The organism is Streptomyces sp. NPDC001714 (assembly GCF_042892755.1).
Lineage (GTDB): Bacteria > Actinomycetota > Actinomycetes > Streptomycetales > Streptomycetaceae > Streptomyces.
On sequence record NZ_JBIAUL010000007.1, the window covers coordinates 338,236 to 357,755 of the forward strand.

The window sequence follows — 19,520 nt, forward strand, 5'->3', positions numbered from 1 at the left end:
GGTGCTTTGTTAAGAATCCTTACAGTGGCTCGGGCCGTCGCTCACTTCAGGCCGAACGCCCGCAGCACGGTCTGGTCGATCCGGTTTCCGTCACGGTCGGCGGCCCGCACCCGGAGCGACACCGTCTCGGCGCCCTTCGCGGGCTTGAACCGCACCTTGCCGCCCTTGACTTCCACTTCCTTCCATGAGGTGCCGTCGTCGTAGGAGACCCAGGCCTTCAGACTGCTCGCCTTCACACTCCCCAGCTGGTTCGCGACCGGCAGCTTGACCTTCGCCTCACGCCCGCCGTCGGCCCGGTTGAGGAGGTCGAGACGCTTCGGGGCGATACCGACCGTGAGCAGCGGCAGCGCCGTCTCCGTGTCGGTGTGCGCCGAGGAGAAGGTCCACTCGGTGTGCGTGCTCGTGGAGTACCTGGCCCAGGCCGCCCGGCGCTGCACGTCCAGATCGAAGCGGTACGAGGATTTCGCCGCGGGGACGTCGTAGACGCCGTATCCGCCGAGCGTGGAGTCGCCCACCAGCTGTCCGTCCGCGTAGAGCTTGCCCTTCGCGGTGTTGTCGGTGCCGTCGACGTATCCGTAGTGGCCCGGCGTGGAGTCGGTCAGCTCCGGGATCGACAGGGTGAGTTTGTCTCCGTCGCGGACGGAGAGGCCGTACTCCTCGCTGCTTCCCGGCCGGACGACCTGGCGCAGCCAGTCCTCGGTGGGCTCCCTACCCGGTTTGCCGAAGGTCCGCAGCGGGCTCCACTCGCCCTTGTACGCCGCCCAGTTCGGATAGACGACGTGCCAGGTACGGGTGTCGGGGTCGACGTAGTAGTACTCGTCGCGTTCCGTGCCCAACTGCGTGGGCACGCTGCTGTCGACGCCGAAGCGCTGCCAGGGGCGGAAGGTGTACAGGGTGTCCGCGCCCATCTCGCCGGCCGTGCCACCGTAGTAACGGGCGTGCCGTTTCACGGTGTTGGACTTGTCGAGGCGGTAGGTCTGGTTCGCGGTGATGGCGCCGCTCTGCGCGGCCAGCAGGTTGTAGACGTACGGGCTGACCGGCGTGCCGCTCAGCTTCAGCGTGACCTTCTTGCCGGTCGTCAGCAGGGCGGCCAGGCCGGCGCCCTGCTCGCCGGTGGCGATCATCAGCGGGACGGTGGTCGCCCGGTCCACGGCCTCGATCCAGAAGCCCGGTGTCTTGCGGTAGACGATGAGGTAACCCGCCCCGGCCTTGGTCGCGTTGTCCAGCGCGCTCTGTGCCCGCTCGGTGGCGCCGATCCCGACCACCGCCACCTTGCCCTTGACGTCGAGCCCCGCGAACTCGGCCGCGGTACCGCCGCCCGCGTCCACCGCCTGTACCTTGTGGTCACCGCTGATCTTCAACGGGAAGTCGTTGTACGTCTGGGAGTAGTAGAGCGAGGACAGCGAGGTCTTCTCCGGACTGGTGACGCTCGCCGTCAACTCCTTGGCGTACAGCCGGAACTTGGCGTAGAAGTTCAGGGTGCCCACGGTGACCGGCTGGGTCGGCGCCACATAGATGTGGTCGGTCCAGAAGCCCTGGCTGTAGGTGATTCCCCAGGCAGTGCCCGGCCCCTCCCGGTGCCAACTGGTGGTGAATCCCTGGAACTCGGAGTCCTCCTTCGTCCTCGGTTTGATCTCCACCGCCTTGCGGGCGTCGAGGACGACCGCCGTGTTGCCGTCGACCTTGATCTCGGGATTGCCGACGACCGACGTGCCCACGGCCAGGCCGGCCGCGTCCCGGTCCGGGATCCAGGTCGCGATGGAGTAGGTGCCGGCCGGCACCTGCCAGGTCGCGCCGGTGCCGAGGAAGCCGTACTGGTCGTCGTAGGCGCCGTTCAGTTCCTGGAGTGCATAGAGCGACGCCCCGGTGGACGGTCTGCCCTCGCGGTCCACGAGCGAGACCTTGAGGTTGTACGTCTTCGGCGCCTTCTCGAAGCCGACACTGGTGGTGACCTGGATTCCGCCGTCGGCGGTCGCCGTGACACGGCCCGTGTGCCGGCCCCCGGCCTCCTGCGCCGGGTCGACGCCGACGGAGACGGTCGCGGTACCCCGCGCGGGCACGGTCAGGGTGTCCGCACCCAGAGCGAGGTCGGCCAGCGACGACGAGAGCTTCAACTCCACCGTACTGTCAGTGGTGTTGGTGTACGTGATGTCCTTGCTGACGACACCGGTGTCACCGTCCTCGAACTTGCCGAAGCTCAGAGTCGAGGTCGCGAAGACGTCCTGCTCGACCGCCCGTACGGCGTCGACCCGGCCGTCGCCCTGCTCGAACACGGAGTTGACGGCGTTCGTCTTCGCCGTACTGGCCAGCGCCTCCTTGAGCTGCTCGCCGGTCCAGTCCGGATGCGCCTGCGCGACCAGAGCCGCCGCGCCCGCGACATGCGGGGTGGCCATCGACGTACCGCTCGCCGTCGTGTAGTAGTCGTCGACCGGCGTACCACCAGGCATGGTGGTGCCGGCGGCGCGGGCCGCGGTGATGCTCACGCCCGGCGCGGTGATCTCCGGCTTGACCGCGGAGTCGCCGAGGCGCGGACCCCGGCTGGAGAACGAGGCCAGCTGGTCCGACTTGTCGACCGCGCCCACCGTCAGCGCGGAGTCGGCGATGCCCGGGGTGCCCACGGTCTGCTCGCTCGGACCCGCGTTGCCGGCCGCGATCACGAAGAGGGTGCCGGTGGACGCGGACAGGTCGTCGACGGTCTGGCTGAGCACGTCGGAGGGGCCGTACGCCGTACCGCCCAAGGACATCGAAACGATCTTCGCGCCGGAGTGCGCCGCCCACTCCATGCCCGCGATGATCCAGGACGACTGGCCGCTGCCCGTGTTGTCCAGCACCTTGCCGACCAGCAACTGGGCGCCCGGCGCGACCCCCTTGTACCGGCCGCCCGAGGCCGCGCCCGAGCCGACGATCGTGGACGCCACATGGGTGCCGTGGCCGAAGCCGTCCTGCACGGTCTCGTCCGGTACGAAGCTCTCCGAGCCGGCGATCTTCCCGGCCAGGTCCGGGTGCCCGAGGTCAACGCCGGTGTCCAGGACCGCGACCTTGACGCCCGTGCCGTCGTAGCCCGCCTTCCACACCTCGGGCGCGCCGATCTGCGGCACGCTCACGTCGAGGGACGCCTTCACCCTGGCGTCCAGCCAGATCTTGTCGATGCCGTCACCGAGCTGCTTCGCGGCCTTCGCGGTCGGCTCGGTGCCCAGCGGCGGGGCGATGTCCGACCAGAACGCGGTCGACTTCTTCGCGCTGAGCGCCGCGCCGTCGATCCCGGGCAGCGCCAGCGTCCGGCGCGTGCCCTCGGGGGTCTCGGCGCCCGTGCCGTACGTCGCGATGACCGGGGTGCTGCCGGTCTTCGCGTCCGTGTACCCCTGCTCGATCAGCTGGGAGACGTTGAACAGAGCCGGGTCGAGACGGCCCGCCTTGATCAGCGGGATGGCGTCCGCCGGCAGGACGCTGATCTCGCCGTCCTTCTCGCTCGACAGGAAGGTGGCGGCCTCACGGCCCTTGCCGCGCCGGACGTCGACGGCCTTCTTGCCGTCCGGTCCGACGGTGAGGGTCACGGTGTCGCCGGTGATGAGGGTGACGGTCTGCGGCGGGGCGATGGTGCTCGGACCCGTGAGGGGTGTGACGGGTGTGGTGACCGGGGAGCCCGGAGCGGCTGTCGCGGGCATGACAGCCCCGGCGAGCAGTCCGGCCGCTCCTGCCACGGCCCACAGGGCGTGGAGTCTTCGCATGGGTGGACGTCCTCCGCTGAACGTGGAAACGCTTCCGCCCGGTAAAGCGGAAGCCAGAGATCAGAGTGGGCGCCGGGGCGGCGGCGGCTCAAGGGAACACGGTGGCCGGAGCGTGCCAATGCCCGCTTCGGTCAGCAGAGTTGGCGCGAGCACCCCACCCGGCGGACCCGGCCGCGGCCGGTCGCCCCCGGTCCTCACGTCCGCATTCCGGCCCCCGCGCCCGTCCTGTCCCACGGCTTCGGCTCAGCGGGAACACAGCATTCCCCCAGGAGACCGGCACAGACTTGCTACATGTCTGCCACCGCAGGGGGCCGAACCGCCCGAGTCCGCGTCCTGATCGTCGACGACGAGCCCGGTCTCACCGAGCTGCTCTCCGCCGCCGTCGCCGACGCGGGCTGGCGCCCCTACCCGGCGCTCGACGGACAGACCGCCCTGCGGCTGGCCCGCGGCTGCGCCCCGCACGCGGTGGTGCTCGACGGGATGCTGCCCGACCTCGACGGTCTCCAGGTGCTGCGCAGACTCCGCTACGAGATGCCGAGGCTGCCCGTCCTGATGCTCACCGCCCGCGACGCCATCGAGCACCGGATCGACGGCCTGGAGGCCGGGGCCGACGACTACGTCACCAAGCCCTTCTCCCTCGAGGAGGTCGTGCTGCGGCTGCGCGGACTGCTGCGCCGGGCCGGCAGCGAACAGCCCCCCGCCGACGACTCGGTACGCGTCCTCGGTGACCTGGTGCTGAGCGGCGAGTCCCGCGAGGTGCAGCGGGCCGGCACCCCGATCAGGCTCACCGCCAAGGAGTTCGACCTGCTCAGCCTGCTCCTGGACCATCCGCGCCAGGTGCTCAGCAAGGCCCAGATCCTCGACCACGTCTGGAGCACCTCCTTCGACGGCGGCGGCAACCTCGTCGAGGTCTACATCTCCAGCCTGCGCCGCAAGATCGACCGGGGCCGGGCGCCGATGATCCACACGGTGCGCGGGATGGGCTACGTCGTACGGCCCGTGGAGGACGGCAGATGACCGCCCGGCTGCGGAGCCGGTCGCTGCGCACGCGACTGCTCGTCTTCATCACCGCCGTCCTGGTCTGCGTGTGCGCCGCGATGGCCCTGACCACGGTCTTCGCCCAACGCGCCTATCTGATGGGCAACCTGGACAACCAGGTGAGCGACGCGGCCGAGCGCGGCGTCGGCGGCGCCGCCCTGCACCCGGAACTCACCCGCGACCTGACCTTCCTCAACGAGAGCGGCCACCCGGCCGGCATGCTCGCCGCCCGCCTGGACGCCAAGGGCAACATCATCAACGCGGCCGTCGTCAGCCAGGACGCGCCCCCGCGTTCCCTCTCCACCGCCCAGACCGGCGCCCTCAAGGGCCTCGCGCAGGACGGCTCCACCCACACCCGCCAGGTCCCCGGCCTCGGCACCTACCGGGTCACCGCCCTGAACGCCAGCGGCGTCCGGGTCCTGGCCGGCCTCCCCATGGACGACGTACTGGACACCATCAGCGGCCTGGTCGCGGTCGAGATCGCGGTCGCCGCGGTCGGCCTCACGACCGCCGGCTGCGTCTGCGCGGTGGTGATACGACGGCAGCTGCGCCCCCTCGGCCGGGTCGCCGCCACCGCCGTCGAGGTCTCCCACGCCCCGCTCGGCCGGGGCCAGGTGACCGGCCTGACCCGGGTGCCCGAACGCGACACCGACCCCGGCAGCGAGGCCGGCCAGGTCGGCGCCGCCCTCAACCGGATGATCGACCACGTCGAGGCGTCCCTGGCGGAACGCCAGCACAGCGAGGAACAGGTGCGCCGGAGCGAGGAGCGCATGCGCCGCTTCCTGGCCGACGCCAGCCACGAACTGCGCACCCCGCTCGCCTCGATCGCCGGGTACGCCGAGCTGATGAACCGCGGCACGGACCGCATCGAGCCCGGCCTCGCGTGGCGCCGGGTCAACGCCGAGTCGGCCCGGATGCGCAGCCTGGTGGAGGACCTGCTGCTCCTGGCCCGCCTCGACGAGGGCCGCCCGCTGCAGTCCGCCGAGGTGGACATGGCCGCGCTGGTCGCGGAGGCGGTGTGGGACGCGCGGGCGGCCGGGGCCGGTCATGTCTGGCAGCTGGAACTCGATCTCGACGACGGCCCGGCGCTGGTGCTGGGCGACGAGGCCCGCCTGCACCAGGTGGTGGCCAACCTGATGGCCAACGCACGGGTGCACACCCCCGCCGGTACGACCGTGACCGCGACCGTCGAATCCACTGCCACCACCTGCGTGATCCGGGTCAGGGACGACGGCCCCGGCATCCCGCCCGCCCTCCTGCCGACCGTCTTCGAACGCTTCACCCGGGCCGACACCTCCCGCACCCGCGCCGGCGTCCTGGAAGGCGGCTCGGGCCTGGGCCTCGCGATCGCCTCGGCCATCACCACGGCCCACGGCGGCCGCATCGACGTACAGAGCACCCCGGGCCGTACGGAGTTCACCCTCGAACTCCCCGTCACCGAACTCCCGCCGGCCGGAACGGCGACCGTCGCCCGCACGGCACCCGTCTGACGGGCCCGTCGAAGTCCGCCGCGGTCAGAACCCGACGAGGGCGTCGAGGTCGATCTCGACCGGGAACGGCAGTTCGGTGATGAGCTTGCCGTGGTGCACCGGGTGCATGGGGGCCGGGATGTACGACAAGGTGTCCGCGTTGAGCCAGTACTCGTGCACCGTCAGCCTGTGGTCCCGGTCGAGCTCGACGCGCCAGTAGCACGGGACCCTGGCGGCGGCGAACTGCGCGGGCTTGCTCACGCGGTCGTCGCGGCGGGAGCCGGGCGACACGACCTCGACCACGAGGGTGAGGTGAGCCGTGGGAATGCACTCCGCCTCGAAGAAGTTCAGTGCTCGAGGGTCGAAGACGATCACGTCGGGTTTGACGACGTTCTGGTCGTCCAGCAGGACGCATTGTTCGTTCAGGACCCGGTAGGGCTGCACAAGGGCCGCCTTGAGGGCATCGGCGATGCCGTCCCGCACAGCGTTGTGCCAGACGTTGGTCTGCCCACGGGCCACGATCACTCCGTCCACGAGTTCCCAGTCGAAGGGCAGGTCCAGATTTTTGACCTGGTCGAATGTCCAGCCGTCAGCAGGCGGGAACATCCAGTTGTCCTCGTTGGCCGGTCCCTGCTGGCGTGTCGTCATCACTGCTCCCATGGGCGAGAGTGTGGACGCGGTTACGCGTCGTGATCCTCTGTACGACGGTATCGCCACTCGAAGCAGTGAAGCCATGCCGCGCCGTTTACACCCGCCCCCGTCCGCGCTAGCTTCACAGGGGAGTGGGGTGGGAGCGCTCCCATATTCGCCCCTGCGGACCGGAACCCGCCGGGGCGGTGGGCCCGCTTCCTCCCCACGTTCGTCTCCACGACCCGCGTACGGCCGGTCACCCCACACAGAGGTAAATCTGTCATGCATATGTCAATCAGGCGATGCCATTCCCGCCTGCCCCGATTACCCCTCCCCACCCGAGGCCGAGCCCTCTTCCTCACCCTGCTCGCCCTCCTGACCACCGTCCCCGCCCTCGCCCTGATCCTGGCCACCGGCACCCCGGCCCAGGCGCACGGCACCCCCGTGAAGCCCGGCAGCCGTACCTTCCTGTGCTGGCAGGACGCGCTCACCGACACCGGTGAGATCAAGCCCGTGAACCCGGCCTGCAAGGCGGCCCAACAGGTCGGCGGGACCACGCCGTTCTACAACTGGTTCTCGGTGCTGCGCTCGGACGGCGCCGGCCGCACCCGCGGCTTCGTGCCGGACGGCTCGCTGTGCAGCGGCGGCAACCCCAACTTCACCGGCTTCGACCTGCCGCGCGACGACTGGCCGGTCACCCACCTCACCGCCGGCGCGACCGTCGACTTCTCCTACAACGCGTGGGCGGCGCACCCGGGTTGGTTCTACGTCTACATCACCAAGGACGGCTACGACCCGACCAAGCCCCTTGCCTGGGACGACATGGAGGACACGCCCTTCCTCACCGTCGACCACCCGCCGCTCAACGGCACCCCCGGCACCGTCGAGGCCAACTACTCCTGGACCGGGCAGCTTCCGGCGAACAAGACCGGGCGGCACATCATCTACATGGTGTGGCAGCGCTCGGACAGCACGGAGACCTTCTACTCCTGCTCGGACGTCGTCTTCGACGGCGGCAACGGCGAGGTCACCGGCATCCACGACCCGGGCAACCCCACAGAGCCCCCGCCCGGGACCTGTACGGCCACCCGGACCACCACCAACAGCTGGCCCGGCGGCCACCAGTCCGAGGTCACCGTCACCAACAGCGGTGATGTGGCGATGCTCGGCTGGATGGTCGGCTGGACGCTCCCCGGCGGCCAGTCGGTGGCCAGCCTCTGGAACGGCAACGCCACCTACAGCGGCCAGGACGTGATGGTCCACAACGCCGACTGGAACGGCTCGCTCAGTCCCGGACAGAGCGCGACGTTCGGGTACGTCGTCCAGGGCGACGGCGGGGACAGCGCAACCGACCTGCCGTGTCAGGTCGGTTGACGTACGCGATCAGCTCTGGGCGGACCCGGTGTCGATGCGCACCGGGTCCGCGAGCCGGGCAGGCGAGGGGGGTGGGTGGCCTGTCCGGGTGGGAGTTGCTCGAAGTGTCTCTTGCAGGTCTGTTGCGCGGCTTGTGTCGACGCCGTGACGGGCGACAACGTTGTCTCATGGTCTGTACATGACTCTACCGCCCCAACCGACAACGATGTCAACCCACTTAGGGTCACCCGACCGGGTGAACCGCGGCCGCGCCGACCCAGGCATTCGCGGTCTTCCGTGGTACGGGTGGCGCACGTTACTGTCCCTGCGGCTTGTGCGACCCGTGGTGCGCGACCCGTCCGGAGGAGGAAGGGCCGCGTCATGCGTTTCCGACCCATGTCCCTGCTGCTGGCCGCGGTACTCGCGGCCGGCGGCTCCACCCCCGCCCTCGCGGCGACCGCCGGCGCACCACCCGAACTGGTCAAGGACCCCACGGCGTACGTCGATCCGCTGATCGGCAGCAGGAACGGCGGCAACACCTTCCCGGGTGCCGTCGTGCCGTTCGGGATGCTCTCCTGGAGCCCCGAGAACACCAGGGGCGACGCGACGAGAACGGCCGCACCGGGCGGCTACCAGTACGACGCCACCCGGATCCGCGGCTTCAGCCTGACCCACATGTCAGGCACCGGCTGCGCGGGCGGCAGCGGCGACATCCCGTTCTTCCCGTACGCGGGCGAGGTCACCTCGTCCCCCGCGAGCGACACCAAGGACGCCGTCTACGCCTCGGACTTCAGCCACACCGACGAGACCGCCGAGCCCGGACACTACAAGGTCGGCCTCGCCTCCGGCGTCACCGCCGACCTCACCGCGACCACCCGCACCGGCTCGGCCCGCTTCACCTACCCGGCGGGCAAGCCCGCCTCCCTGCTGATCCGCACCGCCAACTCCGAAGTCGGCTCCGCCGATTCGACGGTCACCATCGACCCGGACACCCGCACCGTCTCCGGCTCGGTCACCTCCGGAGACTTCTGCGGCTACCTCGACCCCGAGGGCCAACGCTCCTACTACACGCTCTACTTCACCGCCCACTTCGACCGCGCCTTCACCGCCACCGGCACCTGGCGGGACGACAGGCTCAGCCCGGGCTCGACGAGCGCGTCCGGCGGCACCGGCGGCTTCTCGGCGAACGGCGGGCGGCCCGTCGCCGGCAAGGGGGCCGGCGGGTACCTCCAGTTCGCGCCCGGCTCCGGCCCGGTGAACGTCAAGGTCGGTATCTCGTACGTCAGCCGGGCCGCCGCCGAGGCGAACCTGCGAACGGAGAACCCGCCGCGGCGCTCCTTCGGCGCCGTCCGCGACGCCGCCCACCGCGCCTGGCGCGACCGCCTCGACGCCATCCGCGTCGGCGGCGGTACGGACGCCGACCGGACCACCTTCTACACGGCTCTGTACCACTCCCTCTTCCACCCGAACGTCATCAGCGACGCGGACGGCCGCTACCGGGGCGGCGACGGCAAGGTGCACCGGGTCGCCCGCGGCCACCGGGCGCAGTACGGCACCTTCTCCGGCTGGGACGTCTACCGTGACCAGGTCCAGCTGCTCACCCTGCTGGATCCCGGGACCGGCTCGGACGTCGCCCAGTCGCTCTACGAACTCGCCCGGCAGAACGGCGGGGTCTGGGACCGCTGGCTGCACGGCGCGAGCGGCACCCACGTCATGAACGGCGACCCGTCACCGACCGCCCTCGCCGGCATCCGCGCCTTCGGCGGCACCGACTTCGACCTGAAGGGCGCGCTGGACTCGCTGGTGACGGCGGCGACCGTCCCGACCGCCCAGGATCTGTCCCCGGCCGGCAAACCGGTGCTGTCGGCCGGCCAGCGCCCCTCCCTCGACAAGTACCTGGCCCACCACTACATGCCGTCCGTGTCCAACGCCTGGGGCGGCGCCGCCGAGACCCTGGAGATGTCCACGGCCGACTTCTCCCTCTCCCAGCTGGCCGCGGCGGCGGGGGAGGAGGATACGGCGGCCGCCTTCGCCGACCGCTCCCAGTGGTGGCAGAACAACTTCGACATCGCCGCCGACGCCACCGGCGGCTACATCGCCAACCGCAAGGCCGACGGCAGCTGGGTCACCGGCTTCACCCCGGGCACCGGCAACGGGTTCGTGGAGGGCACCGCCGCCCAGTACACCTGGATGGTCCAGCACAACCCGGCCGGGCTCTTCGCCGCGATGGGCGGCACCGACAAGGCCCTCGCCCGCCTCGACGCCTTCTTCCACGACAGCGACGGCAGCTGGGCCTTCACCGGCAGCGGTGGCGACAAGTCCGAGCTGGACAACGAGCCCTCGCTCAACGTGCCCTATCTGTACGACTATGCCGGCGCCCCCTACAAGACGCAGGAGACCGTCCGCGCGGCGATGACACAGCTCTGGTCGACGCAGCCCGGCGGCATCCCCGGCAACGACGACCTCGGCGCGATGTCCTCCTGGTACGTCTTCTCGGCGCTCGGCATGTACCCGCAGGTCCCCTCCCGCGCCGAACTCGTCCTCACCTCGCCCCTGTTCCAGCGTGTGGAGATCGACCGCCCGGGCGGCAACGACATCTCGATCCACGCGACGGGCGCGGCGAGCGACGCTCCGTACATCCAGTCCCTGAAGGTCAACGGGCGTACCAGCGAACGCTCCTGGCTCCCCGCGAGCTTCGTGCGCGACGGCGGCCGCCTCGACTACACCCTCGCCGCGACCCCGAACCGCACCTGGGGCACGAGCACCCCGCCCCCGTCCTTCCGCCGTGGCGAGCAGCCGTACCAGATCGGGGTCGGTCCGACGACCGCGACGATCGCACCCGGCGACAGCACGACGCTCACCGTCCGCGCCCTGTCCCTGTCCGGCGGCAGCGACCCCGAGGTGCGCTTCCGCGTCGAGACACCGGACGGCGTCACGGCCACCCCCGCGGAGGGAACGGTCACCGGCGGATCCCGGCAGATCACTCTCGCCACCCCCGCGGGCACCCCGCAGGGCTACTACGACGCGAAGGTCACCGTCACCTCGGCCGACTCCTCCTACGTCCAGCCGGTAGCCCTCACCGTCGCCGCACCCGGGACCCTCCTCGCGGCCTACTCCGACACCGGCATCTCGAACGACTCCGGCGACCACGACGAGGCCGACTTCGACGGCGGCGGCTGGAGCTACTCCCGCCAGGCCCTCGTGGCGGCCGGCCTCACCCCGGGCGGCCGGGGCACGGTCGACGGCCTCACCTACACCTGGCCGGACGCCCCCGCAGGCCGTCCGGACAACGCGACGGCCTCCGCCCAGACCATCGAACTCCCGACCCCCGCGGCCAGGTTGTCCTTCATCGGCAGCGCCACCAACGGCAACCAGTCCGCCCGGGCGACCGTCACCTACACCGACGGCACCACCGGCACCGTCGACCTCTCCTTCACCGACTGGACCATCGGCGGCGGAGGCGGCACCGTCCAGTACGGCAACGAGATCGTCGCCAGGACCGCATACCGGAACGTGGCCGGTGCGGACAAGGATCCGGTGGCGACCTACGTCTTCGCGACCGAGCCCTTCACGGCCCCGGACGGCAGGACTGTGAAGAGCGTGCGACTCCCGGAGAACAGCGACCTGCACGTGTTCACCCTCGCCACCGGCTGAGCGCCGAACGACAGAGGGGGCGGACCCGAACGGGCCCGCCCCCTCTCCGTGCCGCTGTCTCAGGCCAGCAACTCCACCTCCGCCAGCGTCGATGGGCCGTCCAGGACGAGCCGGTAGTGCGCGTACGTCCCCGGCTTCTGGACGGTGAACGCCCGTGTCTGCAGGTCCCAGCCGAAGGATTCGCCGGAACGGCGGTCGATCGTCTTCCAGTTCGCGCCGTCCGCCGACGCCTGGAGGGTCCAGCCCGTCGGGGTCTTCGTGCGGTCCGACGGTGAGGTGAGGGTGTACTGGATGCCCTTCGCCGACCTGGTCACCGGCAGGTCCACCGACGTCACCGTCTGCTCGGTCGCCGAGGTGTTGTCGAACAGGGAGCCGTCGGCCTTCAGCACGTCCGCGCGCGGGGTCGGGACCTTGTCGTCCCGGGTGATCGAGACCGGCGCGGCGTCCTTGCCGGTGCCCCAGTTCGACGGCTTCGGGCCCATCGTGAAGTCGATGACGCCACCCTTGGAGACGAGGGAGTGGGGGAGCGAGGTCGACTTCCAGGCTTGGCCGTTGACGCGGACACTCTGCACGTAGACGTTCTTCGCGCTGTTCTGCGGGGCCTTGATCACCAGGTCGTGGCCGTTCTCCAGGTGGACCGTGGCCTTCTTGAACAGCGGGGAGCCGATCGTGTAGTCGCCGCTGCCCATCACCAGCGGGTAGAAGCCGAGGGCCGAGAAGAGGTACCAGGCCGACTGCTCGCCGTTGTCCTCGTCGCCGTGGTAGCCCTGGCCGATCTCGCTGCCGAGGTAGAGCCGGGAGAGCGCCTCACGGACGTCCGCCTGCGCCTTCCAGGGCTCGCCGGCCGCGTCGTACATGTAGATGACGTGGTGGGCGACCTGGTTGGAGTGGCCGTACATGCCCATCCGGACGTCCCGGGCCTCGGTCATCTCGTGGATGACCCCGCCGTAGGAGCCGACGAAGTCGGGGGATGCCGTCTCGGGCGTCGCGAAGAACTCGTCGAGCTTGTCGGCGAGGCCGGACCGGCCGCCGTACAGGTTGGCCAGGCCCCGGCTGTCCTGCGGGGCGGTGAAGGCGTAACCCCAGCCGTTGGTCTCGGTGTAGTCGTAGCCCCACACGCGCGGGTCGTACGACGACGAGTTCACCCGCCAGTCGCCCTGCGCGTCCTTGCCCTGGAAGAAACCGGCCTTGGAGTCGAAGAGGTTCACGTAGTCCTGGGCGCGGTTGAGGAAGTAGTCCGACTCCTCCTTGTACCGTTTCTCGCCCGTCTTCCTGTACAGCGCCTTGCCCATCTCGGCGATGCCGTAGTCGTTGACGTACCCCTCCATCGCCCAGGACAGGCCCTCGCGGGTGTCGTCGCTGGTGTAGCCGAGGAAGGGGGAGGTCGACATGCCCTTGCGGCCGACGCCCGAGGAGGGCGGTACGACGGTGGCGTTCTTCAGGGCCGCCTCGTACGCCGCCTTCGCGTCGAACCTCACGCCCTTCACGTAGGCGTCCGCGAACGCCACGTCCGAGGAGGTGCCGGTCATCAGGTCGGCGTAGCCGGGGGAGGACCAACGGGAGGTCCAGCCGCCGTCCTTGTACTGCTGCACGAACCCGTCGACCATCTCACCGGCCTGACCGGGTGTCAGGAGGGAGTACGCCGGCCAGGTCGTGCGATACGTGTCCCAGAAGCCGTTGTTGACGTACACCTTGCCGTCCACGATCTTCGCGCCGGTGTGCGTCGGGGTGTCCTGGCTCGTCATCGGGGAGAAGGGGGAGGCGTACTGGTACGTCGAACCGACCTTTTCGAAGCCGGAGTTGGGGTACAGGTACAGCCGGTACATGCTGGAGTAGAGGGTGGTCAGCTGGTCGGCCGTGGCGCCCTCCACCTCCACCTTGCCGAGCAGCTTGTCCCAGACCTTCTGGGCCCGCGCCTGCACCGTGTCGAAGGAGGTGCCGTCCGGGATCTCCTGGCGCAGGTTGTCCTTGGCCTGGTCGACGCTGATGAGGGAGGTGGCCAGGCGGAGCGTGACGGTGTGGTCGGAGCCCGCGTCGAAGCGCAGGTAGCCCTTGACCCCGCCGGCGTCCCCACCCGTCACCGGCCTGTCGAAGACGCCGTAGACGAAGAGCCGGGTCGCGCCCGTCGACAGGCCCGACTTGACGTCGGAGTAGCCGGTGACGATCCCGTGCTCCTTGTCGAGGGTCAGGCCCGCCTGCTCGGTCACGTTGTCGAAGATCACGCTCGCGTCGTCGCCCGGATAGGTGAAGCGCAGCGCGGCCGCGTGGTCGGTCGGTGTCATCTCGGCCTTGAGGCCGTTCTCGAACCTGACCCCGTAGTAGTACGGCCGCGCGGTCTCGTTCTCGTGCCGGAAGGCCAGCTCCCGCGCCTCCCGGCCGGTGTCCGGGGTGCCGGAGGCGGCGGACGGCATCATCTGGAAGGTCTGCCGGTCACCCATCCACGGACTCGGCTCATGGCTCGCGCTGAACGCCTGGATCGTCGGCAGGTTGTCGTCGTTGTTCGCGTGCGCGTACTCGTACAGCCAGCTTTCCGAGGACGCGTTGGTCACCGGCGTCCAGAAGTTGAAGCCGTGCGGCAGCGCGGCCGCCGGGAAGTTGTTGCCGCGCGAGAAGCTGCCGCTGGAGTTGGTGCCGCGGGTGGTCAGCGCGTAGTCGGACAGGTGCGCCTTGGGCTTCTCCGGGGCCACCGGCTTCAGGGACACGTCGTCGATCCAGCCGCGGAACTTCGCCGGCCCGGCGGCGGAGTCGTAGCCCACCAGGATCCGGTCGACCGTCTTGCCGGCCGCGACCGAACCGATCACCGACGAGATGTCGTTCCACTGGTTGACGTACAGCGCCTTCGACGCGCCCTGGGCGCGCGGTGACAGCCCGAACCCGTGCTGGTCGACGGCCCCGAGGTCGCTCAGATAAGTGCCGTCGGTGAAGGCCAGGTCCACCGATACGTTGGTGGCGTCGTAGTCGAGGTCGCCGTCGGCCATCGAGGGGAAGATCCGGTACGCCAGCTGCGTGTCCCGGCCGACCTCGACGTTCACGTCGAAGATCTTGTTGTACGAGTACGCCCGGCCGGTCGCCGTGTGCCGTCCGGCGTAGCGCAGGGCGTGCGTCCCGGTGAACCCGGCCCGCGCCTTCGCGGTCGGCGAGCCGCTCGGGCCCTTGTCGACCAGCGACAGCATGTCCTGGGGCACCGGACCGCCGCTGCCGCCCGTGGAGAACTGGACGTCGGCGAGCTGGAGGATGTCCGGGGCGCCGTTGTTCTTCGTGACGTCGAGCCGGAAGTGCTGGTACTCGGCCGGTGCGGAGAGGTCGTACGACTTGGTCTGGAACCGCTCGGTGAAGGCCTCACCGCTCCGGGTGTCGACGGTCTTCCAGTCCTTGCCGTCCGCCGAGCCCTGGAGGGTCCAGTCCGCGGGGTCGCGCTCGTCGTAGTCGTTCGCCGAGGTGAGGGCGTAGGTCACCAGCTTGATGGGCTTGTCGAAGTCGAACTCGACCCAGCCGGTGGGCTCGAAGGTGAGCCACTTGGTGCCGGACTCCCCGTCGACGAGGTTCTCCTTGACCTCGCCCGCGCCGGTGTTCTCGCCGCTCGCCCGTACGTCGGTCACGTGGTCGGTGACGTTGCCGGGGATGCCGGTGCTGTAACCGCCGTCCACGCCCGAGGCGCGCGGGGTGCCGGCCGGGTCGGTGTCGACGGTGTCGGTCCAGTCCGGTGACGGATCGCCAGACTCGAACGAGGATGCGAACTGGGTCGCGGCGGCCGGTGCCTTGGCCGGCAGGGCGACCGCGGCCCCCTGGGAGCCCAGGGTCATGACTACGGCGGCCGCGATCACGACCGCCGTACCGGATCCGTGCCCTGTTCTTCGCTGCGTTCTCCGCTGCATCACAACGGGTACCCTCCCTGCCACATGAGACAACGTTGTCAGCTGCGTGGCGCAGGAACCAGTAGGTGGCCAAGTGGCCCGTGATGTCAAGGGTGTTGAGTGCGGCATTCAGGGGTGTATGCGGCTCTTTTTCCGGCAAGGCGTACAGAGATCGCTCATATTTCCGACAGGTCTCAACTAGGAAAAGACCCGTGGCCAACCTTGCATTCGATCTTGCCCCGCTGACGGGAAGTGGACTATACCTGTCGGCGTTTCCCGCATGACTTCCTGCACGACCCAGCACTACCCGACCGCGGTGCCGGGGAGGATCCGGTTCACCGCCTGAGTCCTGGAGAAGGCGTGGACTTGAGCATGGGATCCCCTTCCGCAGCGAACCCCGGTTCCGGGGACGTCGGCCGTCGCGATCTGATCAAGCGTTCGGCCGCACTCGGCCTGATTTCGGTCCCCACCGTCGGATTCCTCTCCGCCTGCGCCAGCAGTGGCGGCGGTGGCCAGTCCAAGGACAAGGCCGGCAAGAAGACGGCCAAGAACCCGCTGGGTGTCAACGACACCGCGCAGATGGAATTCGTCCTCTTCGACGGCGGTTTCGGCAAGGAGTACGCCGAGGACGCGGTGAAGATCTACGAGAAGGACTTCCCGAAGGCCAAGGTCAAGTTCTCCGCCACCCAGAAGATCCAGTCCACCCTCCAGCCGCGCTTCAACCAGGGCACCCCGCCCGACCTCATCGACAACTCCGGCGCCGAGCAGATGGACATGGGTGTGCTCGTCGGCAAGAAGCAGCTCGCCGACCTCACCCCGCTCCTCGACGCCCCGTCGTACGACGACCCGAACAAGAAGGTCCGCGACACGCTGCGCCCCGGCATCGTCGAGATGGGCCAGTTCGACGGCGACCCGGTCTGGATCATGTACTACGCCTACACGGTCTACGGCGTCTGGTACTCGCAGAAGGCCCTGGACTCGCTCGACGCGGAGTACCCGCAGACCTGGGACCAGATGATCGCCGTCTGCGAGAAGGCCAAGAAGAAGGGCATGGCCGGCTGGACCTACGCGGGCAAGTACCCGTACTACATCCCCTTCTCGCTCTACCCGATGATCGGCAAGGTCGGCGGGGTCGAGGTCCTGAACGCGATCGACAACCTGGAGCCGAACGCCTGGAAGCACCCGGCCGTCAAGGCGTGCTTCGAGGCCTACTACGAGCTCTACAAGAAGGGCTACATCCTCAAGGGCACCCCCGGCCTCGACCACATCCAGTCGCAGACCGCCTGGGCGCAGGGCAAGGCCCTGTTCATCCCGAACGGCTCCTGGGTGGAGAACGAGTCGGCGAACGTCATCCCCTCCGACTTCAACCTCGCCGTCTCCGCGCCCACCGGGATCGACAAGAACGACAAGATGCCGTTCGGCACCATCTGGGCCTCGGGCGGCGAGCCGTTCATCGTCCCGGCCAAGGCGGCGAACGCCGAGGGCGGTATGGAGCAGCTGCGCATCATGCTCAGCGAGGCGTCCTCGAAGAACTTCACGACGAAGGTGAAGTCGCTGACCGCGTACAACGGCGGCACCGACGGCATCACCCTGACCCCGGGCCTCACCTCCGGCGTGGCGGCGCTGAAGCTGGCCGGGTCGAACGTGGTCAACCCGCGGCTCCAGGACTGGTACGTGCAGCTCCAGAAGGAGAAGATCGGGGTCGCCGGTCTCGGCGAGATGATGGCCGGCCGGCTCACCCCGGCGGAGGCCGTCAAGAAGATCCAGGGCTTCGCCGACGAGGCCGCCAAGGACACCTCGATCAAGCACTACAAGCACCAGTAACCAGAAACCGTCTCGGCACCGGAGTGGCGATGCAGCACGGCAAGTACCGGTTCATCGTGGGGTTTCTGGCGTTGCCCCTCGGACTGTACGCGCTCTTCGTGGTGTGGCCGTTCATCCAGTCCATCTACTACTCGTTCACGGACTGGACCGGCCTGAGCCCCGAATTCAAGATGGTCGGCCTGGACAATTACCGGAGGATGCTGCACGACGACGTCTTCTGGAAGTCCTTGCAGCACAGCTTGATGTTCGCGGTCGTGCTGCCGCTGGTGACGATCGGTCTGGCGCTGTTCTTCGCCTTCATGATCAATGTGGGCGGCCGGAGAAGGAAGGGCGGCCCGGTCATCTCCGGGGTCCGGGGCTCCTCCTTCTACAAGATCGTCTATTTCTTCCCGCAGGTGCTGTCGATCGCGATCGTCTCGCTGCTGTTCGCCTTCGCCTACAACCCCGACAGCGGCGCCATCAATTCACTGCTCCGCGGAATTGGTCTGGACAATATCCAGCCGCTCTGGCTGGGCGACCCGAGCCTCGCCCTGTGGTGCGTGATGGCCGTACTGGTGTGGTCCACGGTCGGTTTCTTCGTGGTCCTCTTCTCGGCGGGCATGGCGTCCATCCCCATGGATCTCTACGAGGCCGCCCTGCTCGACGGCGCCGGCCGCGCCACCACCTTCTTCCGCATCACCCTGCCGCTGCTGTGGGACACCGTGCAGTCGGGCTGGGTCTACATGGGCATCCTCGCGCTCGGCGCCGAGTCGTTCGCAGTCGTACAGATCATGACGACAGGACCGGGCGGCCCCGACTACTCGACGACCGTGATGGTCCTGTACGTGTACCAGAAGGCGTTCCGGGACGGTCAGGCCGCCTACGCCACCACCATCGGCGTCGCCCTGCTGGTCGTCACGCTCGCCTTCGCGGCGGTCGTGATGCGGCTGGGCCGTCGCGAGCGGCTGGAGTACTGAAGCGATGACGACGACCGAGACCGACGACGTCACTGTCACCGAGACCGAGCCCGCCGCGCCGAAGCCGCCCCGGCAGAAGCGGGAGGGCGGGGTCCTCAACGTCTTCTCCCACGGCATCCTGGTCATCTGGGCGGTCATGGTGGTCACGCCGCTGCTGTGGGCGGTGATGACGTCCTTCAAGGACGACCGGTCCATCTTCACCTCGCCCTGGGCGCTCCCGGACAAGCTGCACTTCGAGAACTGGGCGCGGGCCTGGACCGACGCCAACATGAGCGACTACTTCGTGAACACCGTCCTGGTGGTCGGCGGCTCGCTCATCGGCACCCTGGTCCTCGGCTCGATGGCCGCCTACGTCCTGGCCCGCTTCGACTTCCCGGGCAACCGCTTCATCTACTACCTCTTCATCGGCGGCATGAGCTTCCCGATCATGCTCGCGCTGGTCCCGCTGTTCTACGTCGTGAACAACCTGGGCCTGCTGAACACGATCCACGGCCTGATCCTGGTCTACATCGCGTACTCGCTGCCGTTCACGGTCTTCTTCCTCACGGCGTTCTTCCGCACGCTGCCCACGTCCGTGGCCGAGGCGGCCTTCGTCGACGGCGCCTCGCACACCCGCACGTTCTTCCAGATCATGCTGCCGATGGCGAAGCCCGGCCTGATCAGCGTGGGGATCTTCAACTTCCTCGGGCAGTGGAACCAGTACATGCTCCCGACGGTCCTCAACACGGACCCCGACAAGCACGTCCTCACCCAGGGCCTGGTCCAGCTGGCGGTCAGCCAGGGCTACAAGGGCGACTGGTCCGGCCTCTTCGCCGGCCTGGTGATGGCGATGCTCCCGGTCCTGGCGGCGTACATCGTCTTCCAGCGCCAGGTGGTGGCGGGCCTGACGGCGGGTGCTCTGAAGTAGCCCGAACGTTCGCAACCCGAAAGAGACGCGCCTTTGAAACGTCCGGTCCCAGCCGCGCCCTGAAGGGGCGCGGGGAACTGCGCGACCAGCCACAACGGCGCCGCACC

General features: G+C 69.2%; 10 protein-coding genes. 7 read left to right on the top strand and 3 right to left on the bottom strand.

Features of this window, described 5'->3' with window-relative positions:
* Window positions 1-41: 41 nt before the first annotated feature.
* The gene (locus ACFY0P_RS20815) at window positions 42-3,728 is read right to left on the bottom strand and encodes a S8 family serine peptidase (protein ID WP_388914877.1); all 3,687 of its coding nucleotides are present in this window, start codon (window positions 3,726-3,728) and stop codon (window positions 42-44) included.
* Window positions 3,729-4,019: 291 nt separating this feature from the next.
* On the opposite strand from ACFY0P_RS20815, the gene ACFY0P_RS20820 reads away from it, so the two are divergent.
* Together ACFY0P_RS20820 and ACFY0P_RS20825 are read left to right on the top strand one after the other, a co-directional pair.
* Complete coding sequence (locus ACFY0P_RS20820; protein WP_388914880.1) at window positions 4,020-4,745, top strand: response regulator transcription factor; 726 nt, start codon at window positions 4,020-4,022, stop codon at window positions 4,743-4,745.
* Window positions 4,742-6,256, top strand: coding sequence for an ATP-binding protein (locus ACFY0P_RS20825; RefSeq protein ID WP_388914883.1), 1,515 nt, complete (start codon window positions 4,742-4,744; stop codon window positions 6,254-6,256). The genes ACFY0P_RS20820 and ACFY0P_RS20825 overlap by 4 nt, the downstream gene beginning before the upstream one ends.
* Before the next feature lie 24 nt (window positions 6,257-6,280).
* Here ACFY0P_RS20825 and ACFY0P_RS20830 read toward each other — a convergent pair whose 3' ends face one another.
* A complete protein-coding gene (locus ACFY0P_RS20830; protein ID WP_388914886.1) occupies window positions 6,281-6,883 on the bottom strand; it encodes a Uma2 family endonuclease in 603 nt (200 codons plus the stop codon).
* Between the two features lie 264 nt (window positions 6,884-7,147).
* Here ACFY0P_RS20830 and ACFY0P_RS20835 point away from each other — a divergent pair, with 264 nt between their 5' ends.
* Complete coding sequence (locus tag ACFY0P_RS20835) at window positions 7,148-8,239, top strand: lytic polysaccharide monooxygenase (protein WP_388914889.1); 1,092 nt, start codon at window positions 7,148-7,150, stop codon at window positions 8,237-8,239.
* Between the two features lie 360 nt (window positions 8,240-8,599).
* The gene (locus ACFY0P_RS20840) at window positions 8,600-11,872 is read left to right on the top strand and encodes a GH92 family glycosyl hydrolase (RefSeq protein ID WP_388914892.1); all 3,273 of its coding nucleotides are present in this window, start codon (window positions 8,600-8,602) and stop codon (window positions 11,870-11,872) included.
* A 59-nt stretch (window positions 11,873-11,931) separates the two neighbouring features.
* Here the strand turns inward: ACFY0P_RS20840 and ACFY0P_RS20845 are convergent, their stop codons facing one another.
* Window positions 11,932-15,675: a GH92 family glycosyl hydrolase gene (locus tag ACFY0P_RS20845; protein ID WP_388915389.1), complete on the bottom strand. Its 3,744-nt coding sequence runs from the start codon at window positions 15,673-15,675 to the stop codon at window positions 11,932-11,934.
* A gap of 423 nt (window positions 15,676-16,098) precedes the next feature.
* Between ACFY0P_RS20845 and ngcE the strand changes: the two genes are divergently transcribed.
* From ngcE to ACFY0P_RS20860, 3 genes are read left to right on the top strand one after another with little or no spacing between them, the layout of a single operon-like run.
* The gene (gene ngcE / locus ACFY0P_RS20850) at window positions 16,099-17,550 is read left to right on the top strand and encodes an N-acetylglucosamine/diacetylchitobiose ABC transporter substrate-binding protein (protein ID WP_388914895.1); all 1,452 of its coding nucleotides are present in this window, start codon (window positions 16,099-16,101) and stop codon (window positions 17,548-17,550) included.
* A 29-nt stretch (window positions 17,551-17,579) separates the two neighbouring features.
* Window positions 17,580-18,506 carry a carbohydrate ABC transporter permease gene (locus tag ACFY0P_RS20855; protein WP_388914898.1) on the top strand — a complete coding sequence of 309 codons (927 nt, stop codon included), beginning with the start codon at window positions 17,580-17,582 and terminating at the stop codon, window positions 18,504-18,506.
* Between the two features lie 4 nt (window positions 18,507-18,510).
* Window positions 18,511-19,413 carry a carbohydrate ABC transporter permease gene (locus ACFY0P_RS20860; protein ID WP_388914901.1) on the top strand — a complete coding sequence of 301 codons (903 nt, stop codon included), beginning with the start codon at window positions 18,511-18,513 and terminating at the stop codon, window positions 19,411-19,413.
* Window positions 19,414-19,520: the final 107 nt, after the last annotated feature.

What these genes read in the sequence shown, in the direction of transcription:
- ACFY0P_RS20845 (WP_388915389.1), bottom strand. Translation starts at nt 15,675, where the DNA reads ATGACCCTGGGCTCCCAGGGGGCCGCGGTCGCCCTGCCGGCCAAGGCA.
- ACFY0P_RS20840 (WP_388914892.1), top strand. Translation starts at nt 8,600, where the DNA reads ATGCGTTTCCGACCCATGTCCCTGCTGCTGGCCGCGGTACTCGCGGCC.
- ACFY0P_RS20855 (WP_388914898.1), top strand. Translation starts at nt 17,580, where the DNA reads ATGCAGCACGGCAAGTACCGGTTCATCGTGGGGTTTCTGGCGTTGCCC.
- ngcE (WP_388914895.1), top strand. Translation starts at nt 16,099, where the DNA reads ATGGGATCCCCTTCCGCAGCGAACCCCGGTTCCGGGGACGTCGGCCGT.
- ACFY0P_RS20815 (WP_388914877.1), bottom strand. Translation starts at nt 3,728, where the DNA reads ATGCGAAGACTCCACGCCCTGTGGGCCGTGGCAGGAGCGGCCGGACTG.
- ACFY0P_RS20860 (WP_388914901.1), top strand. Translation starts at nt 18,511, where the DNA reads ATGACGACGACCGAGACCGACGACGTCACTGTCACCGAGACCGAGCCC.
- ACFY0P_RS20830 (WP_388914886.1), bottom strand. Translation starts at nt 6,883, where the DNA reads ATGACGACACGCCAGCAGGGACCGGCCAACGAGGACAACTGGATGTTC.
- ACFY0P_RS20825 (WP_388914883.1), top strand. Translation starts at nt 4,742, where the DNA reads ATGACCGCCCGGCTGCGGAGCCGGTCGCTGCGCACGCGACTGCTCGTC.
- ACFY0P_RS20820 (WP_388914880.1), top strand. Translation starts at nt 4,020, where the DNA reads ATGTCTGCCACCGCAGGGGGCCGAACCGCCCGAGTCCGCGTCCTGATC.
- ACFY0P_RS20835 (WP_388914889.1), top strand. Translation starts at nt 7,148, where the DNA reads ATGCATATGTCAATCAGGCGATGCCATTCCCGCCTGCCCCGATTACCC.